The sequence below is a fragment of the Desulfothermus sp. genome (assembly GCF_053993635.1).
This window is the reverse complement of sequence record NZ_JBMYBT010000122.1, coordinates 17,901-38,957: the sequence shown is the minus strand read 5'-3', so window position 1 is coordinate 38,957 and position 21,057 is coordinate 17,901. Positions and strand designations below refer to the sequence as shown.

Here is a 21,057-nt window from a genome sequence, read left to right as displayed (position 1 = left end):
GTTCCAGGTTCATGGGTTTATTGAGTTTATTGGGGTTAACCCTTATACCCATACACCCTTGTATTCAGAGTAAATATCCTCTGTCCATATGGGGTGTCTTCTACAATATAACCTTTTTCTTTGAGGCTTTGTCTTAATTCATCTGCCCTTTGAAAATTTCTTTTTGCCTTGTATTCTTCTCTTTTTTTTAAGACATCTCTTATATCAGATGGCAGTTTTTGTTGTTTTAAAGGTAGTTTTGATTCATCAATTATCTTTAATATGCTTGCTATATCCTGTAGTTTCTCCCAGATAAGGGTCCCTTCTGCTGGAGTTAGTTCCTTCTTAAAGAACATATTGTTAATTTTTTTGCAGAAATCAAAAAGAACTGGCCAAAATTTATAGATCTTGAAATCATCTTCTATCATTTTAGAAAAGGACTTTTTTAAATCATACAATATCTGTTTTAGTTCTTTTTTTATTTGGCCTCCATCTCCCATCACAGTCATTACATTAATGGCACATTGCTGGACCCTTTCTTGATTTTTTTGCCACATACTAAGAGAATCCATGCTTAAACAGAGGGATTTGTGGTAGGATTGGGAAAGTAAATACATCCTTAGGGTGTGGGGAGAGACCACCTTTAATATGTCGTCTAATTTTGCCCTTATATCCTCGGATTTAACTTCAGCCACAATGGTCCAGATTTTGGGAGAGAGATTAAGGCCAAATTTCCATATTGATTTTAAGTTCTCCATGTGTGGGAAATAATGGGTACTTCCACCTACAACAAGGTCAATGGTTTTTTCTCTACCTACAGATGCAGCCATCTGGAGATACCAGCTTGGCCTTACATTCCCCCATCTTGTTTTTAAAAAATCACCCCTTTTTAAGTCTTTTAGAGATGCCCTTTTTAAGATGGTGAAGTCCCTTGGATTATCTTTGGCATAATTTTCCAGTTCAACAGTCTTACCCACATATATCTTGTCTAAATCAGCCCCAACGAGACTTCCGTATTCCCTATCCCTTGATATATCATAATAAACAGACCTTAATTTTTCATATCCTTTTCCTTTATCAAGGATTTTTTGTGTTATATCTATCATCATTGATGATTCTCTATATGCTGATTTAAATTCTACATTGTTTATAAGTAGTTTTTTGCTATATTCATTTAAGGTGTTTAAAAAAAAGTCTGAAAAGTCTGAAAGGGTTATACCCATTTGTTCAGCCTGACAGATTGCCTGATCATCAAAATCAGCAATGCCTACGATTTTTTTTACATCACATCCTTTGAATTTAAAATACCCACCAAGTACATCCAAGAACAGTATGCGCCTGAAGGCTTCAATGTTCTGTAAGTACTCAGCTGAAGGTCCAAAGGTAAAGAAACAAGGCTGCTTATCAAAAGAAAGCAAATCTTTTTTTCTGGAATTCAAATTAAATATAAAGACCCCTTGCTTTTTAGGGGGGACAAAGAGGGAAGTGGATAAATATCTCTCGCCACCATCAGGGAAGATTACTACTATGCAGCCTTTATCCAATGTTTTAGCAACCTGAACTGCTCCAGCCAGGGCTGCTCCAGAACTCATGCCAGCAAATATGCCTTCTTGTTTAGCTAATTTTCTTGTATATTCAAATGCTGTGTCATCGTCTATGTTGATTATTTTATCCAGTCTATGTCTATCAAATATTCCAGGGGGATAAGATGCCTGCATGTTTTTAAGACCCTGGATAGAATGACCTGCATATGGCTCAATTGCAATTATTTGAATTGATGGGTTTAATTCTTTTAGTCTCTTTGATATTCCCATTGCCGTGCCAGATGTTCCCAAAGCACAAACAACATGGGTTACCTCTCCCTTTGTCTGCTCCCATATTTCTACTCCTGTCCCAAAATAATGGGCATCAATTGAGGCTGGGTTGTTAAATTGATCCATAAGCACATATTTGTCACTTTGTTCTCTAGCAAGTTTGTATGCTTCTTCAATAGCCCCGTCAGTTGATAGATGACCGGGGGTTAGATATATATCAGCCCCATAGGCCCGCATTATCCTTTTTCTTTCTTCTGATGCTGACTCAGGCATTAGAAGCATAAGTTTATATCCCTTGACTGCACAGACCATGGCAAGGCCAATTCCAGTATTTCCAGAGGTGGCTTCAATAATAATTTTATCCTTTGAGATCTCTCCTCGCTGTTCTGCCCTTTTTATCATTGCCAAGGCAACCCTATCTTTAATAGAGCCACCAGGATTTACTGATTCTATTTTTGCGTATATTTTGACCCTTGGATTTGGGTTTAGTCTCTTTATTTCAACTAATGGGGTGTTTCCAATAAGATCTAATACATTTTGAGCTGGCATATATGTATAACCTCCATACCTCTTATAGAAAATCTGGTGCAATTGCAGCCCTACCATTGTCTAAGATGGTCTTTAAAAATTTAATAGTCTTATCGTCTGAGGGCACTATTGGAAATTGTTTATTACACGCATCACACCTGATCACTGTTGGTTCTAATGGGGCAACAACTGGGACCTTTCTAGAACAAAATGGACATGGATAATAAAGAATAATTTCCATTCCTTCTGGTTTAATTGGTTCAAGGGGTCTTTTTCTCTCCATGTTTTATCCCTCGTTGACAATTAAAATATCACCACTCATTTCATCTGGTATTTCTACTCCCCATGAGTGCAAAATAGTTGGGGCTATATCCCCTAATTTGCCCTGTTTTTTTAACAAGGGGATTTTTTTTTCTCTTTCATACCAGACAAAAGCAACAGGATTTGTGCTGTGGGCCGTGTGTGGCCCACCATTTTTATCCACCATTTCATCTGCATTTCCATGGTCTGCAGTAACAAAAAGCCTACCATCCCTTTTTTCTACCATTTTCATAACACGCCCCACACATTGGTCCACTGCTTCACACGCCTTTACTGCAGCATCAAAATTTCCTGTATGCCCAACCATATCCAGGTTTGCAAAATTACACACAACAAAGTCATATCCCTTGGTTAACCATCTTTTTTCCAACTCTTCTGTAACTTCAAATACGCTCATCTCTGGCTTTTGATCATATGTGGCCACTTCTTTTGGGGAGGGGATAAGCTTTCTGTCTTCGCCATTAAAGGGTTCTTCCCTTCCTCCGTTAAAAAAATATGTTACATGGGCATATTTTTCAGTTTCAGCGATCCTGAGTTGTTTTAGCCCTAATTTAGAACAAACTTCACCCATGATGTTTTTTAGGATTTCTGGTTCAAATGCAACTGGTAAGGGAAAATCCTTCTCATATTGGGTCATTGTGGCCATTTCACATATTTTTGGCACAATCTTTCTTTCAAATTCGTCAAAATCATCTTTAAATAAACTAACAGTAAGCTGTCTTGCCCTGTCTGCCCTGAAGTTAAAGAAAAATACTCCATCGCCATCTTTGATGAGTCCCACCGGATTACCACTTTTTTCAACAACCACCTTTGGTTCAATAAATTCATCTGTCTTTCCCTTGTCATAATCTGACAAAACTGCCCTGTATGGATCTGAAATCTTTTCTCCCTTGCCCATTACCAGCATATCATAGGCGAGTTTTGTCCGCTCCCACCTTTTGTCCCTATCCATTGCATAATATCTTCCTATAACCGAGGCTATAGTTCCAACTCCTAGTTCTTTTATTTTGTCCTGGAGTTTTTTTATGTATTTTGCACCTGATGTAGGAGGTGTATCTCGACCATCCAAAAAACAGTGAATATAGACCCTGGAGAGATTTTTTTTCTTTGCAAGCTCAAGCAATGCATATATGTGGTTTTCATGGCTGTGGACCCCTCCATCTGAGACAAGTCCCAGTAGATGCAGGCTGGAATTATTTCTCTTTACCTTTTCTATTAGACTACATAGGGTCTTATTTTTAAAAAAAGTTCCATCTTCAATAGATTTGTCTATTCTCACAATATCCTGATATACGATTCTTCCTGCCCCAATATTTAAATGGCCCACTTCTGAGTTTCCCATCTGTCCCTTTGGAAGGCCTACCGCCTCACCTGATGCCGTTAATTTGGCCCAGGGAAAATTAGTTAGCAGATAATCAAGGTTTGGTGTATTTGCTTTAAAAACTGCGTTTATTTTCGGGTCAGGGACCCCTTGTCCCCATCCATCTAAAATAAGTAAAATAGTTGGCTTAAAATTCTTCATGGGCCATCTCCTTAGATTTAAAAGAGGTCATTTTTGCTCCCCTCCATAACCCCTCTATATTATAAAATTCTCTGATTTCTTCTAAAAATAAGTGGACTATGATCTCGTTGAGATCAATTAAAATCCAATTTCCAGCCTTGTATCCTTCCATGCCCAGATATTCCCATTTGTTCTCTGAGACCTTTTCCAGAACAAAGTCCGCAAGGGCCTGATTGTGTCTTGTGTTTACACTGGATGCAATTATTATTACATCTGTAATAGAGCCGAACTCAGAAATATCAATGGAAACCACGTCCTTTGCCTTTTTTTCTAAAAGCCAGTTGGCTATATTTTCTACTTTATCCTCAATATTGTTTTTGTTTAGCATAATAATGTTTAATGCCCCCTTATGTTGCTATCTGGTTGAATTTTTTACCATCCTAGGGTTACGTAGATAAATAGTTCACAATCTGTTATTCCCTTGACTAAATTCAAATATTAACAGATAATCTGCGTATATTTTTTCTTTTTGACATTTTTGTTTTTATGTGACTTAGTAAAAACAGACAAATCCCCTCATTCATTTAAATATGTTTATAGTCTGTTTATAGGTAATAGTCAAAAATATTCTTTTTAGGAGGAGATTTATCATGATGTATGATGTGGAAAAAGAGACCCTGCCAAGGGAAGATTTAGAGGCCCTTCAACTAAAACGCCTTAAATATGTGGTTGAAAAGGTTTATCACAATGTCCCCTTTTATAAGAAGAAATTTGATGAACTTGGGGTAAAACCCGAACATATTAAATCATTATCAGATATCAAGTATTTACCATTTACAGAAAAACAGGATTTGAGGAATAATTATCCCTTTGGCCTTTTTGCTGTGCCAAAGGAAAATGTGGTGAGGATTCACGCATCTTCTGGAACCACTGGAAAGTCCACGGTGGTTGGATACACCCAGAGAGATGTTAATAATTGGGCAGAACTAATGGGTAGGTCACTTATGGCTGCTGGAGTAACCAGGCGTGATATTATCCACAATGCATATGGGTATGGGCTATTTACAGGGGGACTTGGAGCACATTATGGTGCAGAAAAAATTGGAGCAACCATTGTGCCTGTATCTGGTGGTGGCACCAAGAGACAGATAATGCTTCTTAATGATTTCAAGGCAACGGTTATTTGTTGTACACCATCCTATGCCCTTCATCTATACGATGTAGCTGAGGCTGCTGGCGTAGATTTTAAAGACCTTTCTCTGCATACAGGAGTATTTGGGGCAGAACCATGGACAGAGGAGATGAGACGTGAGATAGAGTCCAAGCTACATTTAAAGGCTTTGGATATTTATGGTTTGTCTGAGATAATGGGGCCTGGTGTTGCAATGGAATGTAGAGCTGCCCAGTCAGGTCTACATATCTGGGAAGACCATTTTCTTGTGGAGATAATTGATCCAGATACAAAGGAACCTTTGCCTTATGGAGAAAAGGGGGAATTGGTTATAACCACCTTAACAAAGGAGGCCCAGCCTTTAATTAGATATAGAACCAGGGACCTTACCTCTTTAAATCCTGTTCCATGTAAATGTGGTAGGACACATATTAGAATGAACAAGGTGTTAGGACGTTCAGACGACATGTTAATTATCAGGGGAGTCAATGTGTTCCCATCTCAGATAGAATCAATTTTACTGGAGACAGAAGGGCTAACACCCCACTATCAACTCATCTTGAGACGGGAAAATTCAATGGATACCTTAGAGGTTCAGGTAGAAGTAGATGAGAATATTTTTTCTGATAAAATCAAGAATCTCCAGCAATTAGAGGCAAAAATACAGAAAAACATCAAAGAATTTTTAGGTGTAACCACAAAGGTCAAACTTGTGGAGCCAAAGTCAATAATGAGGTCAGAAGGAAAGGCTAAGAGGATAATAGATTTACGTGATTCGTGATTTGTGACTCGTAAATCGTGATTCGTGAATTGGGAATTGGGATTTGTGAAATGGGAATTGTGATTGGTGGATCGTGAAATGGGAATTGGATGTGGAAGGGGCGGATATGGAATCCGCCCCTACAAGCACCAATAACGAATCACCAATTACGAATAACGAATCACCAATATAAAGGAGGCAAGTGTTATGAAGTTGGAACAATTATCAATTTTTTTGGAAAACAGGGCAGGGAGGCTTTGCGATGTAACAAGGGCCCTTGCAGAGGCAAAAGTAAATATCAGGGCATTGGCTCTGGCTGATACTTCAGATTTTGGCATTTTGAGAATAATAGTATCTGATACAGAAAAGGCCAAAGAAACATTGAAAAAATACGGATTTACTGTGGGAAGGACTACTGTAGTAGCAGTGGAAGTAAAAGATGAGCCTGGGGGACTACATGAAGTGCTGGATGTCTTGAGTAAAGAGAATATTAATGTTGAATATATGTATGCCTTTGTTCAGCAATCTATGAAAAATGCAGTACTTATATTTAGATTTGACAGAACAGATCAGGCGATTGAAGTGTTGAAAAAGGCAAATATCAAAGTACTATCTGGAGAGGAGTTATATAAAATATAATCCATGGATATGATTAAGCGATTTAATGTTTTTTGGGGGATTATTTTTCTTGATGCTCAATGTGAAATGGTCCCTATAAACCAATAGGGAGATCTATAAGAGATCTCCCTTTAAGATTACAAGTTCTCAATTAAATGAACGCTGTCAGATAAGATCCTGGGATTCCATAGGCCTTGAGGGGGACTTAGCCACAGGGCCTTTTTTAATTCTGTTAAGAATATTCTCCTGTTAATTGGTTTTGCACCAAATCTCATGAGGTGAGATGTTACCTGTTGACAATCAATGAATTTGAAATTGGCATTTTTTAGCATCAAGGTTAGCCACACAAAGGCCACTTTGGATGCATTGGATTCCCTGTAAAACATAGATTCCCCAAAAAATACCCTGCCCATAGACACCCCATATAAACCCCCAGCCAATTTACCATCATACCAAGCCTCAACTGAGTGACAATAGCCAATTTTATGTAAGGTTATATAGGCATCAATCATTTCAGGTACCAGCCAGGTTCCTTCAGTATCTTTTCTTTTTATTTTGCTGCAAAAATTTATTACTTCTTCAAATGCATGGTTTATTGTAATGGTAAATTTTTTCTGTTTTATGATTCTTTTTAATCTTCTGGATACATGCAGATCTTCTGGTTTTAATATAAGTCTGGGATCAGGAGACCACCACAAGATGGGAGAGTGTTCATCATACCATGGGAAGATACCATTTTTATATGCCACAATCAGTCTGTCAGGACTAAGGTCTCCCCCAATTGCCACAATATCATCTACATCATCAATTAGTGGATCTGGAAAAATTGGTTCTGGTGGCAGTGAATATATTACCATTTGCTACCTCTTTATATAGACGAGAATTTATTCCTTTTGTTAAATAAAATCAAGGTTGAGGATGGCTTAAATAAAATTGATCAGAGTGGGTTGATGATTTGGGTTTTATAAGCTTGACCAATTTTTTTGAATAAACTATCTCCCAATTGGAAGAGTAAGAGGGGAGTAATTATGAATTTTTTCTATAATTTGCTTGCGTATGGAACTTTGCCCTTTGCTGTGGGGCGGATAATTTACAAGAGTTTTAAACTTCCCAGCTACAGAGAAAGGATTTATGAGCGATTTGGCGTGGTTAAGTTCCCACAACTGAAAAGATCAATTTGGCTTCATGCAGTATCTGTTGGTGAGGTTCAAGCAGCTTTGCCCATTTGTTTTAAATTAAGGGAAAAATTTCCTGAAATTCCAATTGTAATTACCACAACCACTCCAACAGGGTCTAACATTGTGCAAAAAAATTTAAGGCCCAATATGTATCATTCTTACCTACCATATGATGTAAACAAATTTGTGACAAAATTTATTGACCATGTTAATCCAGTGTGTTTTATTGTAATGGAGACAGAAATATGGCCAAATTTATTTTGTAATTTGTATAAAAATAATGTCCCCATTGTTATAGCAAATGGAAGGATATCTCCTTCGTCTTATAAGAATTATCTGAGGATTAAATTTTTCATGTCTAAAATTCTAAATAAATGTAGTTATATCTTGGTACAAAATGAAGAATATGCAAAAAGATTTATAGATATTGGAGCGCCTGAAAAAAAAGTCAGAGTTTTTGGTAATATAAAGTTTGATATTCCAGTTCCAGAGGATAAGATTAAATCTGGAAAAGAATTAAAAGAAAAATATTTTAGAAAATATAAAATCCTTATAGGTGCATCAACCCACGGAGAAGAAGAAAAAACACTGCTTGATATATATTCTAATCTTATAAAAAAGAATGATAAATTAAAACTGATATTGGTTCCAAGACATCCAGAGAGGTTTAATTTAGTTTATGATTTATGTAAGTCCTATGGTTTTAATGCGCATAGGAGATCATATAGTTTGGTTCCAGAAGGGAATTTTGATGTTTATCTTGGTGATTCCATGGGAGAGATGATGATGTATTATGCGATGTCAGATGTGGCATTTGTTGGAGGTTCTTTAGAAAAAATAGGTGGTCACAATGTCTTAGAACCAGCATCTATTGGTGTCCCTGTTGTTATTGGTCCGAATTATTTTAATTTCCAGGAAATTATAGATGTATTTAAGAAGAATAATGCAATAGTTGTAGCTAAAGATAAATTTGAATTGGAAAAGGAAATTTTAAATCTTTTAGAAAATAAAGATATTAGAACCAATATAAGAAACAATGCCAAAAAGGTTTTGGATAAAAATAAAGGTGCCCTATCAAAGACTATGGATGTGGTTAGTTCTATTTTAGATAAGAGGATATAAGGTTGGTTTATGTTTAAAGAGATTTTTTTTGAGATATTGGTGCAATTTCTATCAAAACTCAGTTTAAGACAAATATCATCTCTGGGAAAAACAGTTGGCACATTGATGTGGATCTTTGTGCCTTCCAGAAGAAAAAGGGCAATAACAAGCATAGAAAACCACCTTAAGATTAATAGAAAAGATGCAACATATCTTGCCAGGATGAATTTTCTCCATACTGGACGGGCCTTTGTGGAGATCTTTTACAATTTAAAGGTGGACTATCGATTTGTGAATGATCTTGTGGAAGTAAAAAATGAGTCTATTTTGAAAAAAGTCAAATCATTAAATAGGCCAGTAGTTGCAGTAACAGCACATCTTGGTTCATGGGAACTATTGTCTGGAATCATGGCCGTGTTGTTTCAAGATATTCCAACGCAGATAGTTATTAGAGAGCCAGATGATCCAGTGATAAGTGAGATTGTAAAGAGGTTCAGGGGAAAATACAAACATGAGATAGTCCCAAGGGACAATTCCGCTCCTCGTATTGCAAAGGTTTTGAAAAGAAATGGGATGAGTGCCTTTTTAGTTGACCACAATTGTGGCTGGAGAAAGGCAGTATTTCTGCCCTTTTTAGGAGAGATTGCAGCGGTTAATTTTGGACCAGCACTAATGGCAGTGAGAAACAGGGCAGTAGTGCTTCCTGTGTTTCTTATAAGGGGTGGGGAAAAAGGCTACAAACTCTATTTTTTGCCTTATCTCGATACCCGCCAATGTAATGGAAATTTAAAAGAAAAAGTGAAAATTATTTGTCAATTTTATACAAAGGCAGTTGAGGAGATGGTCTTAAAATATCCAGAGCAATGGTATTGGATACACAACAGGTGGAGAACCAAGCCAAAAAAGAGTATATAACAAAAACTGTATATATCCCAGGGTGTTGAAGGTGATAAATAAGGAGAGATTAGTGATCAGTGTGAGTGGTCAGTGGGAGTGGACAACAGATCACAGACACTGATCACAGATCACTCATTAAAATTTACACAAATAATGTTACAGGCTCAAAAAAGAGATTTTTAAAAGGAGTTGTTGTGAAGAAGTTTCAACATGGGGGAAATCTATATTCAATTGCAAGGGAAAGAGGAGTATCTGCAGATGAACTTATTGATTTTTCAGCCAATATTAACCCCCTTGGACCTCCAGCATCGGTAATTAGGGCAATTAGGGAATCTGTACACTATATTGTTCACTATCCAGAAACACCTCCTGCTGAATTGATTAATGCCGCCACAGGTTTTTATGGGGTTAGTGAGAAACAAATTGTATTTGGAAATGGTTCCACTGAACTTTTATATATTATCCCAAAAATAGTGGATAAAAAAAAGGCGGTAATAGTTGTTCCTTCATATGTAGATTATGAAAAGGTATGTATATTAAATGGACTAGATATTGATTTTTTTTATCTTAAAGAAGAAGATAAATTTGAACTGGATTTTAAGGAACTGTCTTCTTTTTTAGATATTCCATCCATTGTGTTTATAGGCCAGCCAAATAATCCAACTGGAAAGGTATTTGATCCTAAGTCAATAAGAGAGATAGCAATTTCCCATCCTGATTCAATTTTTGTAATTGATGAGGCATTTGCAGATTTTGTGGATGGACTTGACAGGATGTATATAAACCGTCCCAAAAATGTAATTGTGCTTTTGTCCCTTACAAAATTTTTTTCTATTCCTGGGATCAGACTGGGACTTATGATAGCAGATGAGTCTATAATAGCAAAGATGAAGCAATATTTGCCTCCATGGTCAGTAAATTCCATTGCATATAGAATAGGTATAAATATTTTTCAAGAAAAGGATTATATTTATCAAAGTAGAAAATATGTATTTGAGCAAAAAAAATTCGTTTTTAATGAATTAAAACAAATACCTGGACTATGTGCATTTGAATCTGATGTGAATTTTATTTTAGTAAAAGTTACATCTCAAGATATAGATGTTTCTTTTTTAAAGAAGACCCTGCTAGAGAAAAAGATTGTAATTAGGGATTGTTCCAATTATAGGGGATTAAACAACAGGTTTTTCAGGATTGCAGTAAAAAGTAAGGAAGAAAATTTATATTTATTAGAGTGTTTAAAAGAAATATTTTTACATGGTGAAACAAAGAAAGAGAAAACTTATTATCCTGTTGGGCCATATTCATCAACAAAGACCCCTGCTATTATGTTTGTTGGAACATCTTCAAATGCTGGAAAATCCATTTTAGCTGCAGGTCTTTGCAGGATATTATATAATGAGGGTTTTAAAGTTGCCCCATTTAAGGCCCAAAATATGTCGTTAAACTCCTATGTTACTAAGGATGGTGGTGAGATGGGCAGGGCCCAGGTGTTGCAGGCCCAGGCATGTAGATTAGACCCTGATGTGAGGATGAATCCTGTGTTGTTAAAACCATCTACTGATACTGGCTCTCAGGTAATTGTATTGGGAAGGCCTGTAGCGAATATGGAAGTTAAGGATTATTTTGAATATAAAAGGAAACTTTTAGATGTAGTAAGGCAAACATATGATTCTATTGCATCAGAATTTGATGTTATAGTCTTAGAAGGGGCTGGTAGTCCTGCTGAGATAAATCTAAAGCCACACGATATTACTAATATGCAAATGGCAAAATATGCAAGGGCAAATACATTTTTAGTGGGAGATATAGATAGGGGAGGGGTATTTGCTTCTTTTATTGGAACAATGGATCTACTTGATAAATGGGAGCAGGATTTAATTAAGGGATTTATTATTAATAAATTTAGGGGAGATGCATCCTTGTTAGATCCTGCAATTGATGTTATAGAAAAATATACAGGCAAACCTTTTTTGGGAATAGTCCCATACATTAAAAATTTAGGTCTTCCAGAGGAAGATTCTGTATCTTTTAAAATGGGGTGGGATAAAATCCAAAAAAAATCAAATGCTCCTGTTAAAATAGCATGTATTGATTTACCCCATATCTCAAATTTTACAGACCTGGATCCATTTTTGTCTGAGCCAGATGTATCAATAACTATAATAAAAACTAAGTCTGATTTGTTAAAGGAGCAGTTTGATTTAATTATTATTCCGGGCAGTAAAAATGTAATTAAAGATAATGAATATTTAAAAAAATCTTCAATAGCTGAAACCATTAAATATATTATAGATAATAAAAATACACAGCTCATTGGTATTTGCGGTGGATTTCAGATAATTGGAGAGAAAATCAGCGATCCATATAATATTGAGTCATCTAAAGTTCATACAGATGGATTGGCTTTTATACCTATTATAACTGAATTAGATAGAGAAAAGACATTGATCCAGACACATGCTGTGCACATCCCATCAAATTTAAGCCTAACAGGCTATGAAATTCACCATGGAAGGACCTTTTGTACAAATCCCGAGGACACTGTGTGTGTTGTAAAAAATAAGAGGGGTGATGAGATTGGATACGGAACAAAGGACCTTAAGATATGGGGAAGTTATCTTCATGGAATATTTGATGATGATGTTTTTAGACGATGGCTTATTGATGAGATCAGGATAAGTAAGGGTCTATCCCCTCTAAAAACTCCACAGACTAACTACAGTGTTGAACAAGGGTTGAACCAACTCGCAGAGGTATTAAAAAATAGTTTAGACATGGAGAAGATTTTTAAATTTATAGAAAAATAATCCATAGTCCCTAAAATTTTGACCTCAATTTAATAAGACAAAAAAAGGGAGTCACTCTATAATTTACGTTGCCTATTAAAAAAAGAGGGGGTTATTGCCCCCTCTTTAATGTAAAACTCTAAATCAATCCTTTGAAATTATCTCGAGGACACTTTTAACTACTTTTTCAGTACAATCTGGCCCTTTGGGGATATAATCTTCTGCCTCCATACCCATTGCATCATATTGGGTATATGTAGTTTCTCCTATGTGTTCAGCTACTGCTGTTAGCATTATTATGGGAATTTCGTTATAAGCAGAATCTGCTTTTAATTCTTTACATACCTCTAATCCCGATTTTTTGGGCATCATCACGTCCAGGATCAAGAGATCTGGTGGGTTTGATCTCACTTTTTCAAGTCCTTGTTCTCCATCATAAGCAACTTCTACTGTAAATCCCTCTTTTTCCAGTCTTGATTTAAGGATTTCACAAAAGTCTTGATCATCATCCACTAAAATTATTCTTTTCCCCATAACTACTCCTTCTATTAATGGACCTAAATTTTTTAACTAGTTATATCTACAATTTTTTCAGTTATCTCCTTTAGTTTTAGACAAAATTCCCTGGGCATATTAGAGGCTACATGGAGGAGTTCCACTCTATTAGGATTTATTCCTATCTGGGCCAAGGATTTTTTTAAATTTTCTATTCTATAACCTGCAAAGATATTGCCTTTTTCAGATTTACAGTTGTCTTTGTAACATGCCCCAATTATAACTCCATCTGCTCCCTTAACTAGGGCATCTAATACATAGTCAACGTCTATCTTTCCAGCGCATGGGACCTTTATAACTTTAAGACCCTCTGGTAAATCAATTCCCAGATCTTTTGCCCCCTTTACTGCCTCAAACGCTGAATTTTTACAACAAAAACCTATAATAGTAGGTCCATCTCCTTTAGATTTTAATATATCTTTTAACTGACCTTTTATCTTATCATCAGAATATTCCTTTATTTGAATAGCATTCATAGGACATTCTGCGCTGCATATGCCGCATCCTTCACATACTAAAGAAGATATAGCCACTCTGTCTACATCCCAATATATTGCTCCATGTGGACATACCCTATAACAGGTCAAGCACCTTACACATTTTTCCTGGTCTATTGAGATGGTCTCCTCTATCTCTACCTTCCCACCACCTTTAATCAGTCCTTGAATCTCGCAGCTTGCATCTATGGCATCCGTTAGGATATAAGGCAGCGGTTTAATACCAGCAGCGGATCCAACTACAAATATTCCTTTTCTATTGGTGAAGACCGGAATTCTCCTTACATTATTTGTCTGTAAAAAACCATTTGAATCAGTATGTATCCCAAATAAATCAGAAATTTCCTGATTTTTTTCATTGGGGATTATCTTGTCTTCTATAATCACGTAATCAGCAGAGATTTGAATATCTTTTTTAATTAAGGGGTCATAAAATATCACATTGGGACATTTGTTTTCAACAATTAGTTGAGGTGGTTTGTCTGATTTTATAATCACTATTCCATTTTCTTTTGCATGTAAAATGAGTTTTTCAAGCCCTGGGGATGCAGCCTTTACATTTTTGACAAAGATATACACATTTGAACCCGAGTTTCCAAGTTCTATAGCATTGAGAATAATATTTTTAAAACTTACAGGATTGGTCTCTTCTTTAAATGTGGTAAGAAATACACACGTACCTTTTGGTGCTTTATTTTCCGATAGGAGTTTTGATAGATGATTTACAGAAAATATATTGTGGTCTGGCTCTACACCATATTCATCAAATACAGGAACGTAACTATAAGGGGTTGCTATCACAACTGCTCCAAAGTTTTTCTTTTCCACTTTTGTACCTGACTTGAAATATACCTTAAAATCACCATATCTACCTTCTACTTTAGATATCTGAGCTTCTTTTATCCATGTGATACTGAGATCCTTTTTTAGTTCCTCTATTGTCTGTGAATAATAACTGGATGATTCCATTTTATAACAAGCATCTGGCTCAAACCCCTGTCCCTGATCTAAAATTGATAATGAATATCCTTGCTTTCTAATCCTTTGGGCAGCCATTATCCCTGCCATGCCGCCACCTATTACAAGGACATCTGGATTTATGTTTATTTCAATCACTTTTTGCCTCCTAAATAAGTCAGGGTTTCACAAACTGCACTCTTTGCATGAGATATTGTATTCAAGATGTCTTTGGGGCCTGTAGTAGTTCCAGCCAAAAATATTCCTTCCTGGGAAGTAAGATTTGGTTCCATTAAATCTATTTCCCTGAAAAAACCATCTTCTGATAGGTCAATATTTATCATCTTTGACAGCACTTTATTGTCCTCATTTGGCATAATGCCAACAGAAAGAACAACTAAATCAAATGGTTCTAATTTTCTCTTGTCTTCTATGTCATCTTTATATGCTACTTTTACCTTATCTTCTTTATCTGGGAATATATCAATTGGAGTTGCAGTGACGAACTTTACTTCTGAGTTTATTTGCTCAAGAAAGGAAAGGTAATTCTTACCTACATTTTGTATATCTATAAAAAATATCCAGATCTCTGTATCAGGATATCTATATTTTATCATTGAAGCCATTCTCAAAGCATATGGACAACACACTTCAGAACACCAAACACTGTTAAACTCTTTATTTCTACTTCCAACACACTGAATGAAACCTATCTTTTTCGCCCTTTGCTTATTAGATGGTTTAATGACTTTGACTTCGCTTCTAAGCATGTTTTCTAGTTCCAGGGCAGTAATAACATTTTCCCATGTTCCATATCCATATGTAGCCCTGGCAGTAGGATCAAATGGGGTAAAACCAGTAGCAATTATAATGGCATCTACATCTAACTCTCCTTGGGTCCCAAGTTCGTCTATATTAACTCCGTCCTTTGAGTCTTGGGGAGTACCAATGACCACTTTGTAAGGAGAATTGTATTTTGAGAATCCTGTAAGGACCTTATCTTCTTTGGGTATTGAATCTGATTTTTTTAGTTTTACCTTAAATTTTCCGTTTTTTACAACACTGTCAATTTCTGTTCTTAGATGTATGTTTATATTGGATTGTCCTACTACATCCCTTAGGACCTCTTCCACGAGGCAGGCACCGCATTGCTGACATTTATCAGTGGCCTTGCAGGTAAAACCAATGGCCTTTCCTCCTAAAAAACAGGATTTTTCCACAAGTTCTACTTGAATATTTTTTTGAGAAAGTTCAAGGGCAGCACTTAGGCCCGCAATACCTCCTCCCACGACCATGACTTTTTTGTTCATATCTATCTTCTCCTCTTTGTTTTTAGACCTCTGGTCGGGGTAATAAACCCGCCCTTTCAGCAATTTCAGGGACCTTATGTTCCCATTCTATGGCCATTAAATGGACTCCAGCAACTCCTTTTAACTCTTTAAACTCCTCTATTTGTTCGCAGGCTATTTTAATTCCTTCTTCAGCAGCTTTTTCTTTTCCTGCAGCCTTAAGTCGTTTTATCAGTTCTTCAGGAACATCCATTCCTGGGACCTTGTTCTGCATGTATCTAGCCATGCCAACGCTCTTTAATGGCGTGATCCCTGCGAGGATATATACCTTTTCTGTAAGTCCCATATCATTGGCCCGTTTTAACCATTCCTTAAATCTCTCCATATTATATATGCACTGGGTCTGTATAAAATCTACCCCTGCTTTTATCTTTTTTGCAAGTCTATAGACCCTCCAATTATATGGTTCAGCAAATGGATTGGCAGCAGCGCCTATAAATATTTTTTTAGGCGGAACGTCTATATCATCTCCTCCTTGAAATTTGCCCTCATCCCTCATTTTCTTTACCATTGCTGCTAATTGCATAGAATCCAGGTCATACACTCCCTTTGCCTGGGGATGATCTCCAAATTTTTGGTGGTCCCCTGAAAGACAGAGAATAGTTCGGATACCCATTGCATATCCGCCTAATATATCAGACTGCATAGCCAATCTATTTCTATCTCTACACACCATTTGATAAACAGGCTCTAATCCTTCTTCCAAGCAAAGTAGAGAGGTCACTAAGCTTGACATCCTTACAATAGCGGTCTGATTGTCTGTGATATTCACTGCATCCACATATCCCTTTAAATATGACGCCTTTTTCTTTACCTTTTCTATATTAGCTCCTCTAGGAGGTCCGAGTTCCGCAGTAAAAGCAAAATGTCCTTCCCTTAACACCCGTTCCAATTTGCTGCTTTCTTCAATATTTCTCTTGTACATTAATATCCCTCCTATTTTTATTTTGAAGAAGAAGTATCATATAGGTTCTCATACCCTGGTTGTATAACTGTCCTTGGCCTTTGATTTTCCCAATTATTGGCAGGGATCACATCCATTATTTGATCAAGTCTACCTTGCTTTTCCAATCTTTCATAAATCTGGTACCACGCACATGGTTGGTTTTCATCTATTTCACATTTTCCTTTATTAGTGCCGCCACATGGTCCATTAAATAGACTTTTGGCACACATAGTAACAGGACATATTCCGCCAGTAATACCAAGTACACAATTACCACATCCACGACACCTTTCTTCATACCATCCAACGGCCCTATTAATCCCTATAAATGTAGTATTTACTGCTGGAAATACTGGTTTTTCTGGATACACTTCTGATAAAAACTGAACCCCTGCTCCGCACGCCATGGACAAAAATGCGTCATACTGGTCTGCCACATCCTTTATTTGTTCTAAAAATTCTTTGTCGCATTGGCGTTCCAAGGTTATTCCATCAAAGGAGATCTTATCTCCCATGGCCAATGACAATTCATTTTTCAAAACCTCTACCTCTTTTTCTCCACCAACCAAACATACTGCCACACATGTTCCACATCCTACAATTAGGACTTTTTTGTACGGAGAGATCATAGCCTTGATTTCTTCCAATGGTTTCCTTGTTCCAACGATCATTTTTACCCTCCTGGTTTATGAATAACACATTAATATAACCAAACAATCCTTGTCTCTATTTGATTTTTTTAAAGAAGTTCAGTAGATTATAAACAATACTTACCTCATGAATTTATAGTGACACATAACACAAACATTTTTTTTTTTAAAGTATTAAGTTAGTATTTGACAATTTTATTTTTTAAAAAACCAAAATTGATATCCCATTAAAAGCTCTTTAAAGATATCTTTGATAACCAATAATTTTATGGCTTTTTAATATTTTCTATAAGCAAAATCAAACAATTATCAAAAAATTTTACAAATTAATACATATTGGGTAAGTAAAGAACTATACTAGTGCTAAAACTGTTTTGAGGCTGGTTTTAAGTATTCGAAATATTTGGTAAGTAAAAAACTAGAGGAATAAGGATATAAAAGCGTTGAGATTTATTTCCTTTCTCCATCCTTTAAGATAGGCAATATCACTCTAAATGTGCTGCCCTTGCCAGGAGTGCTGCTAACATCTATTTTGCCACCTAAATCATCAACTATGCCCCTTACTATGGATAAACCCAATCCAGTCCCAGAAATTTCTTTTGTCTGTTCATTTCTTATTCTATAAAATCTATTAAAAATCTTATCTAACTCTTCTTTATCAATTCCAATTCCTGTGTCTTTCACCTCAACTATTCCCTTATTATCCATTCTTTTTGTAATAATGGATATTTCCCCTTTCTCAGGCGTATATTTTATGGCATTGTTAACAAGATTATCAAAAAGGATCTTAAGTGCCCTGGGATCGGCCTTTATCTTAAAATCTCCATTTACATCTAATTCCAGGGTTATCTTCTGGTTTTTGAGCTTTGCCTGATCCTTCCAATCCTCAAAAAAGGAACTCAAAAATTCTCCAATATAAATCTCTTTAATGTCCACATAGACCTTTCCAGACTCTATTCTAGATAGGTCCAGAAGTTTTTCTATGAGCTCAGTAAGTCCCCTGGTCCTCTGCTTTGCCTTTTCCAATATCCTTTTATCAGCCTTAAATTCAGGATCTTCAAAAAGATCCTGCAAAACCATTGCAATTTGTTCATGAATTGTAGAAAGGCTACCCCTGAGTTCGTGAGAAACTTTGGCCACAAACTCAGACTTCAATTGATCCAATTTTTTTAATGGAGTTATATCCACTGAAATTATGACATACCCCAGGAATTTGTGGTTTTTGGCAACGATACTATTTTTTTTTACAAGTAGATATAAATCGTCGGAGACCTTAAATTCCTTTGAGTCTCCTTCATACTCATTCATCTCTGTAGAAATAAAATTTATTATGGAAGGATCCTGTATGTAAGAAGATATATTTTTTCCAAGCTCTATATCCTCAGGTATATTAAAATGTTTTCTAATTGTAGGATTTATAAGCACCACTTCCATTTTGTTGTTGGTCACCAGAACGCCGTTTGGAAGTGCCTCTAAGATTGTCTTTAATCTACTTTTTTCAGTAATTAAATCTAAAAGTGCATCCTGTTTTTCCTTATCTAATCTATCCTTTTCTCTCTTTAATCTTATGTTCTCAATGGCCCTACCAACAACAAGTAATATATGTTCTTTGTCAAAGGGCTTTGGTATAAAGTCATAAGCCCCTTGTTTCATTGATTCAACAGCAATCTCTAATGTGGCGAAACCAGTAATAACAATTACCATAGTCTCAGGATACTCTTGTTTTATAATCTTTAATACATCCATTCCATCTATTCCAGGCATCTTAAGGTCTAGTAACACCAGATCTATAGTCTGATTTTTCATTATATCCAATGCAACTTCACCAGATTCTGCTACATATACTTCACAATCAAGTCTTTTTAAAATCCTTTTAAGCGCTATCCTTATATGTTCTTCATCATCTACTACTAAAATTTTAATTGACTCCATCTTAAAATTACTCCACATCTAAATAGAAATCTCTTGATTAAATTTAGGGTTATACGTATTTTATTGCGAGACAGGAAGATCTATTTCAAAACATGCACCACCATCTTTTTTATTATAAGCAAATATTTTGCCCCCATGACCTTCTATAATCCTATAAGCAATGCTTAGACCGAGACCAACTCCTTCCCCCTGTTTTTTTGTTGAAAAAAATGGATCAAAGATATTGGGTAAAATATCCTCGGGAATCCCTGGGCCAGTATCACAAAATAAGATCTTAATTGTATTTTTATCTTTCAAAAAATTTGTCTTAATGCTTAAGACCCCTTTACCTTCCATTGCCTGGGCTGCATTCCAGATAATATTCATAACAACGTGATTTAACTGTTGGAGATCTCCTTTTATCTCTGGGATGTTGTCAGTATAATCTTTAATTATTTCAATTGACTTGAATAAGGGATGCTTTTCCAGCAAGAATATAGTCCTATCAATGATCTTATTCACATTCACAAAATAATCTTTATTATTTGAGCGTCGTGAAAATTCCAAAAGTTCTTTTACTATATCTTTACACCTTCTGGCATTTTCAAGTATCCTAATTAGATCTTCTTTTATGTGCTCATCTAAATCTTCTTCTAATAAAAGTTCACTAAAAAGAATTATGCCACTTAACGGATTATTTAATTGGTGGGCAACACCTGCTGCCAGATTTCCAATAGCTGCCATTTTTGACGATTGATAGAGCTGCATCCTGGTCTCTTCTAATTCTTTTTCCATCTTCAGGGTTTCACGTAAGTCCCTAAAAAATCCAATAGTTGCAACCTCTACACCATTTTCATAAACAATAGAGGCATTTAGCTCAACTGGAATAATTTCTCCATTTTTTGCAACCAAATTCACCCTGTATGATTTTAATTTTCCAGGCCCTCCATATTCCTTACTTCTGAGTTTTTTCATAACATCCCTTGCACCATTTCCAGGATATAGATCTCTAATATCAACGGAGTTTAATGCCTCTTTCCTTTTATAACCCAATATTTTTGAAGCAGCATCATTAAAAATAAAAATTCGTCCCATTTTATCAGCAGCAATAACTGCATCAACTGCACTTAATATTAGATTATGTAAAAACGTATTAGAAAGATATAATTTCTTTTCAAGCTTTCCTATTTCTGTTATGTCGAAATCCAATTTTACTATACATAAATCGCAATCTGTACCAACTAAAGGGAATAATGTAACTTCTTCCTCCAGATAAAGATGTTTTAATCTGTCCTTTCCATCTTTTTGTTCTTCACCATCGAGTAGTTGTATTATTTTGCATTTAGAACAAGGTCTATCTATACCATAATAAACCTGATAACATTTTTTCCCCACCATATCTTTGCCATAAATATCTTTAGCAAAATCATTAGCTGCCACAATTCTAAGTTCAGGAGATATAACTACTAGTTCCCTGGGAATAGAATTAACTATTGCTACTAAATATTCCCTTTCCTTTTCTGATATCATTTTTT

17 protein-coding genes are annotated in these 21,057 nt (G+C 35.8%); 5 read left to right on the top strand and 12 right to left on the bottom strand.

The features are described from left to right. Positions 1–35 precede the first annotated feature (35 nt). From ACY2V1_RS08990 to rsfS, 4 genes are read right to left on the bottom strand one after another with little or no spacing between them, the layout of a single operon-like run. Positions 36–2,342 (bottom strand): cysteine synthase, encoded by a 2,307-nt coding sequence (locus ACY2V1_RS08990; RefSeq protein ID WP_461834460.1) that lies wholly within the window; start codon positions 2,340–2,342, stop codon positions 36–38. 22 nt (positions 2,343–2,364) lie between these two features. Then, the gene (locus ACY2V1_RS08985; protein WP_461834459.1) at positions 2,365–2,604 is read right to left on the bottom strand and encodes a hypothetical protein; all 240 of its coding nucleotides are present in this window, start codon (positions 2,602–2,604) and stop codon (positions 2,365–2,367) included. 3 nt (positions 2,605–2,607) lie between these two features. Next, positions 2,608–4,164, bottom strand: coding sequence for a 2,3-bisphosphoglycerate-independent phosphoglycerate mutase (gpmI, locus tag ACY2V1_RS08980; protein WP_461834458.1), 1,557 nt, complete (start codon positions 4,162–4,164; stop codon positions 2,608–2,610). Next, positions 4,151–4,531 carry a ribosome silencing factor gene (rsfS, locus tag ACY2V1_RS08975; RefSeq protein ID WP_461834457.1) on the bottom strand — a complete coding sequence of 127 codons (381 nt, stop codon included), beginning with the start codon at positions 4,529–4,531 and terminating at the stop codon, positions 4,151–4,153. Before rsfS ends, gpmI begins: the two co-directional genes overlap by 14 nt. A gap of 262 nt (positions 4,532–4,793) precedes the next feature. Between rsfS and ACY2V1_RS08970 the strand changes: the two genes are divergently transcribed. Together ACY2V1_RS08970 and ACY2V1_RS08965 are read left to right on the top strand one after the other, a co-directional pair. Continuing rightward, complete coding sequence (locus tag ACY2V1_RS08970) at positions 4,794–6,095, top strand: phenylacetate--CoA ligase family protein (protein WP_461834456.1); 1,302 nt, start codon at positions 4,794–4,796, stop codon at positions 6,093–6,095. Between the two features lie 186 nt (positions 6,096–6,281). Next, positions 6,282–6,713 carry an ACT domain-containing protein gene (locus ACY2V1_RS08965; protein WP_461834455.1) on the top strand — a complete coding sequence of 144 codons (432 nt, stop codon included), beginning with the start codon at positions 6,282–6,284 and terminating at the stop codon, positions 6,711–6,713. Between the two features lie 116 nt (positions 6,714–6,829). Here the strand turns inward: ACY2V1_RS08965 and aat are convergent, their stop codons facing one another. Next, positions 6,830–7,549 carry a leucyl/phenylalanyl-tRNA--protein transferase gene (gene aat, locus ACY2V1_RS08960; protein ID WP_461834454.1) on the bottom strand — a complete coding sequence of 240 codons (720 nt, stop codon included), beginning with the start codon at positions 7,547–7,549 and terminating at the stop codon, positions 6,830–6,832. 171 nt (positions 7,550–7,720) lie between these two features. Between aat and waaA the strand changes: the two genes are divergently transcribed. The 3 genes from waaA to ACY2V1_RS08945 all read left to right on the top strand — a co-directional run bounded on the left by waaA (position 7,721) and on the right by ACY2V1_RS08945 (position 12,678). After that, complete coding sequence (gene waaA, locus ACY2V1_RS08955) at positions 7,721–8,992, top strand: lipid IV(A) 3-deoxy-D-manno-octulosonic acid transferase (protein ID WP_461834453.1); 1,272 nt, start codon at positions 7,721–7,723, stop codon at positions 8,990–8,992. 9 nt (positions 8,993–9,001) lie between these two features. After that, the gene (locus tag ACY2V1_RS08950) at positions 9,002–9,886 is read left to right on the top strand and encodes a lysophospholipid acyltransferase family protein (protein ID WP_461834452.1); all 885 of its coding nucleotides are present in this window, start codon (positions 9,002–9,004) and stop codon (positions 9,884–9,886) included. Between the two features lie 176 nt (positions 9,887–10,062). Beyond that, a complete protein-coding gene (locus ACY2V1_RS08945; RefSeq protein ID WP_461834451.1) occupies positions 10,063–12,678 on the top strand; it encodes a cobyric acid synthase in 2,616 nt (871 codons plus the stop codon). A 123-nt stretch (positions 12,679–12,801) separates the two neighbouring features. Here ACY2V1_RS08945 and ACY2V1_RS08940 read toward each other — a convergent pair whose 3' ends face one another. The 7 genes from ACY2V1_RS08940 to ACY2V1_RS08910 all read right to left on the bottom strand — a co-directional run bounded on the left by ACY2V1_RS08940 (position 12,802) and on the right by ACY2V1_RS08910 (position 21,052). Continuing rightward, positions 12,802–13,191: a response regulator transcription factor gene (locus ACY2V1_RS08940; protein WP_461834450.1), complete on the bottom strand. Its 390-nt coding sequence runs from the start codon at positions 13,189–13,191 to the stop codon at positions 12,802–12,804. Between the two features lie 32 nt (positions 13,192–13,223). Then, positions 13,224–14,825 carry a hydrogenase iron-sulfur subunit gene (locus ACY2V1_RS08935; RefSeq protein WP_461834449.1) on the bottom strand — a complete coding sequence of 534 codons (1,602 nt, stop codon included), beginning with the start codon at positions 14,823–14,825 and terminating at the stop codon, positions 13,224–13,226. Continuing rightward, a complete protein-coding gene (locus ACY2V1_RS08930) occupies positions 14,822–15,976 on the bottom strand; it encodes an FAD-dependent oxidoreductase (protein WP_461834448.1) in 1,155 nt (384 codons plus the stop codon). The genes ACY2V1_RS08935 and ACY2V1_RS08930 overlap by 4 nt, the downstream gene beginning before the upstream one ends. A gap of 22 nt (positions 15,977–15,998) precedes the next feature. Further along, positions 15,999–16,940, bottom strand: coding sequence for a methylenetetrahydrofolate reductase (locus ACY2V1_RS08925; protein ID WP_461834447.1), 942 nt, complete (start codon positions 16,938–16,940; stop codon positions 15,999–16,001). Positions 16,941–16,957: 17 nt separating this feature from the next. Further along, a complete protein-coding gene (locus tag ACY2V1_RS08920) occupies positions 16,958–17,632 on the bottom strand; it encodes a methylenetetrahydrofolate reductase C-terminal domain-containing protein (protein ID WP_461834446.1) in 675 nt (224 codons plus the stop codon). Positions 17,633–18,061: 429 nt separating this feature from the next. Next, positions 18,062–19,543, bottom strand: a complete 1,482-nt coding sequence (locus tag ACY2V1_RS08915) for an ATP-binding response regulator (protein ID WP_461834445.1) — start codon at positions 19,541–19,543, stop codon at positions 18,062–18,064. A 60-nt stretch (positions 19,544–19,603) separates the two neighbouring features. Continuing rightward, positions 19,604–21,052, bottom strand: a complete 1,449-nt coding sequence (locus ACY2V1_RS08910) for a two-component system sensor histidine kinase NtrB (RefSeq protein ID WP_461834444.1) — start codon at positions 21,050–21,052, stop codon at positions 19,604–19,606. Positions 21,053–21,057: the final 5 nt, after the last annotated feature.